Source organism: Alistipes sp. CAG:29 (genome assembly GCF_000435435.1).
Lineage (GTDB): Bacteria > Bacteroidota > Bacteroidia > Bacteroidales > Rikenellaceae > Alistipes > Alistipes onderdonkii.
Genome location: NZ_FR893417.1, coordinates 89,863 through 93,648 on the forward strand (window position 1 = coordinate 89,863; position 3,786 = coordinate 93,648).

Here is a 3,786-nt window from a genome sequence, read left to right on the forward strand (position 1 = left end):
CCTGCCGCCTCGATTTCGCGGCGGAGCGATTCGAGCCTTTCGCTACGCCGTCCCGTCGCTATGACGTCGTAGCCTTCCGTCGCGAGCCGGAGCGCCGTGGCGCGTCCGATGCCCGATGTGGACCCTGTGACCAAAGCCTGTTTTTTCATCCGAATAACGTGAATATGTTTGTGTCGCCCCATGTCGGAAGCCGTCCCTCGGGGGGGCGGTTTGCCCCCGGCTGTTTCCGGAACTGCAGGGTTTCGTGTCCGTACCCCCCCCCGGATCCCGCCTGCACGAAGCGGAGCTTCCAATTAATTGGGTTATTTCGGACAAAAATACGAAATAATTGTGTTTCTTTGCATAAATTTTCCAGCAAAATCAGCAGCCGTGAACCTCGCCTTTTTCATCGCCCGCCGGACGGCGCAGCACACCCCGGATAACAAACCCGGGGTGATGGAGCGTATCGCCGTGATTTCCGTGGCGTTGAGCGTGGCGGTGATGATCCTGGCCATGGCCGTGATCATGGGGTTCAAGCACGAGGTGGCACGCAAGGTAACGGCCTTTGCGGCGCATGCCGTCGTGACCGACGTGCGGGGTGTCGGGACACTCGATTCGGAGCCCGTGCACCGCAGCGCCCGCACCGAAGGGCTGATCCGCTCGACCCGGGGATTCGCTTCGATGGCTCCGTATGCCGTCAAGGGCGGCATCGTCCGTACGGCCGACGCTGTGGGAGAGGTGATGCTCAAGGGGGTGGATACGGCCTACGACTGGTCGGCCTTCCGCGGATGGCTCGTCGACGGGGATTTGCCCCGCGTGGGGGATTCGATCCGCACGAAGGACATCCTGCTTTCGCGCAGCCTGGCCGACCGGCTGATGCTCGGCGTGGGCGACCGCGTGGAGATGCTCTTCGTCGAGGCCGGCGACACGCCGCGCCGCGACCGGTTCAAGGTGGCGGGGATTTACTCGTCGGGGATGGACGAGATGGACAACACGGTCATTCTGACCGACCTGCGCAACGTGCAGCGCCTCTCGGACTGGGCGCCGGACGAGATTTCGGGATACGAGGTCTTTACCGACGACCTGGCCGGGGCGGACGATTTCGCCCGCAGGCTGGGGCATACGCTCCTCTACGACGAGGACGACGCCACGGCGAACCTGGCCGTCACGAGCGTGACGGAACTTTATGCCAGCATCTTCGACTGGCTCAAGGCGCACGACGTGAATGCCGCCGTGATAATCGTCATCATGCTCGTGGTGGCTTTTTTCAACATGACCTCGGCGCTGCTGATCCTCGTGCTCGAACGCACGCGGATGATCGGCCTGCTCAAGGCCTTCGGCATGCGCAACGGCCAGCTGCGGCAGGTGTTCCTGTGGCGGGCGTCGTTCATCACCCTGCGCGGCCTGGCGTGGGGGAATGCCGTGGGGCTGGGGCTGTGCTTCGTGCAGCGGTATTTCCATGTCGTGCGGCTCAGCTCCGAGGGGTACCTGCTCTCCGAAGTCCCGATTTCGCTGGGGTGGGGCTGGTGGCTGGCGCTGAATGCCGGTGCCGTGGCGGCGATCGTCGCGCTGCTCGTGGTGCCGACCTATATAGTATCGACCGTGAAACCCGACGAATCAATCCGTTACGAATGACCGTGAAACCCTATAACACCGGACAGACCAAGAAGGAGGAGGTGCGCGAAATGTTCGACAACATAGCACCCAAATACGACCTGCTGAACCATACGCTCTCGATGAACATCGAACGCATCTGGCGCCGCCGCGTGGTGCGCATCGTGCGCCGCAGCCGCCCGCACCGTATCCTGGACGTGGCGACCGGAACGGGCGACCTGGCGATCGAGATGGCACGCCGCATACGGGACGTGCACGTGCTGGGCGTCGACCTCTCGGAAAAGATGCTCGACGTGGCGCGTTGCAAGGTCGCCGCCCGCGGCCTCGACGAGCGGGTCGTGCTCGATGTGGGCGACGCGGAGCACCTGCGAGTCTCGGACGCTTCGGTCGACGTGGTGACCGTAGCGTTCGGCGTGCGCAACTTCGGCGACCTGGAGGCCGGCCTGCGCGAGATGGCCCGCACAATAAAACCCGGGGGCAAGGTCGTTATACTGGAGTTCTCGCGTCCCCGCAACCGGCTGTTCCGGGTGCTGTACGAGTTCTATACCTATAAGATACTGCCGCGCATCGGCGGCATGGTGTCCAAGGACAAACGTGCCTACGAATACCTGCCTGCCTCGGTCGGGGAGTTCCCTGCGCCCGCGGAGTTCATGTCCATGATGGAGCGGGCGGGGTTCCGCGGCTGCCGGGCCCGGAGCCAGAGTTTCGGGATCGCGCAGATATATACCGGCCAGCGATGAGGAAATGGTTATACTGCATATTGCTCACGGCGATGGTGCTGCCGATGGTTTCGTGCCGCCGGGCGGTCGAGAAGGCCCGGCGCAATATCCGTCTGGAAGCGGTCGAAAAGGTCGAACGCAAGGGGATGGGCGGCGCCGAGGCCGTAGTGCGCGTGAAGAACGGCACGGGGTACAAACTGGTGCTGGAGCGTGCGAAGGTCGATCTCTTCTACGCCGGGAGCCGCGTGATGAGCATCATCCTCCACGGCCGTGTCGAGGTGCCGCGCCGGACGACCGGAAGTTTTACGTCGCTGTGGCGCGTGAGAACTACCGACCCGATGGCCTATTACGTGATGGTGAAAAAAATCCGCGAGGACGATATTTCGCAGGTCGCCGTTTCGTTTGCGGTCGAGGGGCGCGGGGGGCCGGCTTCGGTAAAAAATTCGGAAGAGATGGTGCCGTTGTCGGAATTTTTGAATATCTTTGGGCTGTCCTTGCAGGACGTGAAAAACTATCTGGACGAGTAATGCGCAGACTGACGACTTTCATAGCGGTGATTTTCGCCGCGGCGGCTTTCGCTCCGCTGCGGGCGCAGTCGCTCGATGCCTTCAAGGAGCGCCTGGCCGCCCCGGTGGTCTCCGACGCTGCGTTCGGCACGGCCAGGGTCACCGTTACCGAGTACGGCGATGCGGAGAAGGCTGTCGACGACGCTTCGCGCGGAGGGCAGCGCCTGCGGCTGCGCGGTTACAGGGTCTGCATCTTCTTCGACAACGGGCAGGATGCCCGCGCCGGGGCCTTTGCCGCGGAAGCCCTTTTCAAGGAGACCTATCCCGGGATCATGGTATACCCGGTATACGAGAATCCCTATTTCAAGGTCGTGGTGGGAAACTGCCTGACGGCGGAGGAGGCCATCATCCTGAAGGGTAAGATCGCATCGACATTCCCCAAGGCATTCGTGAAGAGCGAGGAGTTCTCCATGGCAGACCTTTTGAACTGAAAGGTTGGATTCCCTGCTCCGTTTTCGGCGCGTGGCACGGTCTGCGGGCAGCCTATGCCCCTGCTTGCCAACAACATACGCACGCCTTGAAAATATCGGAAATTTTTATTTGCAATATTCTTACGAATATATATCTTTGCGACGTTACAGAATAACTAATAATTAAACCTTTAACGCTTATGAAAAAGATTTTTTCTTTTGTTGTCGTCATGGCTGCCGTAGCAATGGTAAGCTGCTGCGGTAATTCGAACAAGAAGGCTGCCGAGAGCGGGGCTGCCGCTGCTGCGACCGAAGCTTCGGCTTGCGCCGGCTGCGACGCGAAGTGCGATGCCGAGGCATGTGACTCGACCAAATCCTGCTGCGCCGAGAAGTGCGATTCGACCAAGTCGTGCTGCGCCGAGAAAGCTGAAGATGCATGCTGCAACAAATAAATTGTCGGGCATGAGAGTGAGGGAGATTCGAATGAACTGCACCCCA

The 3,786-nt window shown here is 61.0% G+C and carries 6 protein-coding genes; 5 read left to right on the forward strand and 1 reads right to left on the reverse strand.

Going from position 1 to position 3,786, the window contains the following annotated elements; genetic code table 11:
- Positions 1-149: SDR family NAD(P)-dependent oxidoreductase (locus tag QVP03_RS03000; RefSeq protein WP_288210615.1), on the reverse strand; the 149-nt coding region annotated here is incomplete at its 3' end.
- A 220-nt stretch (positions 150-369) separates the two neighbouring features.
- Between QVP03_RS03000 and QVP03_RS03005 the strand changes: the two genes are divergently transcribed.
- The 5 genes from QVP03_RS03005 (at position 370) to QVP03_RS03025 (ending at position 3,740) form a co-directional block, all read left to right on the forward strand.
- Positions 370-1,614, forward strand: coding sequence for an ABC transporter permease (locus QVP03_RS03005; protein ID WP_022332140.1), 1,245 nt, complete (start codon positions 370-372; stop codon positions 1,612-1,614).
- Positions 1,615-1,616: 2 nt separating this feature from the next.
- Positions 1,617-2,333, forward strand: a complete 717-nt coding sequence (gene ubiE / locus QVP03_RS03010; RefSeq protein ID WP_288210616.1) for a bifunctional demethylmenaquinone methyltransferase/2-methoxy-6-polyprenyl-1,4-benzoquinol methylase UbiE — start codon at positions 1,617-1,619, stop codon at positions 2,331-2,333.
- A complete protein-coding gene (locus QVP03_RS03015) occupies positions 2,330-2,839 on the forward strand; it encodes a hypothetical protein (protein WP_022332142.1) in 510 nt (169 codons plus the stop codon). The genes ubiE and QVP03_RS03015 overlap by 4 nt, the downstream gene beginning before the upstream one ends.
- On the forward strand, positions 2,839-3,309 hold the full coding sequence (locus QVP03_RS03020) for a hypothetical protein (RefSeq protein ID WP_022332143.1): 471 nt from the start codon (positions 2,839-2,841) through the stop codon (positions 3,307-3,309). The genes QVP03_RS03015 and QVP03_RS03020 overlap by 1 nt, the downstream gene beginning before the upstream one ends.
- Positions 3,310-3,488: 179 nt before the next feature.
- The gene (locus QVP03_RS03025) at positions 3,489-3,740 is read left to right on the forward strand and encodes a hypothetical protein (RefSeq protein WP_022332144.1); all 252 of its coding nucleotides are present in this window, start codon (positions 3,489-3,491) and stop codon (positions 3,738-3,740) included.
- The last annotated feature ends 46 nt before the right edge of the window (positions 3,741-3,786 follow it).

Coding starts and splice junctions, on each gene's coding strand:
- QVP03_RS03015 (WP_022332142.1), top strand. CDS start 2,330: ATGAGGAAATGGTTATACTGCATATTGCTCACGGCGATGGTGCTGCCG.
- QVP03_RS03020 (WP_022332143.1), top strand. CDS start 2,839: ATGCGCAGACTGACGACTTTCATAGCGGTGATTTTCGCCGCGGCGGCT.
- QVP03_RS03025 (WP_022332144.1), top strand. CDS start 3,489: ATGAAAAAGATTTTTTCTTTTGTTGTCGTCATGGCTGCCGTAGCAATG.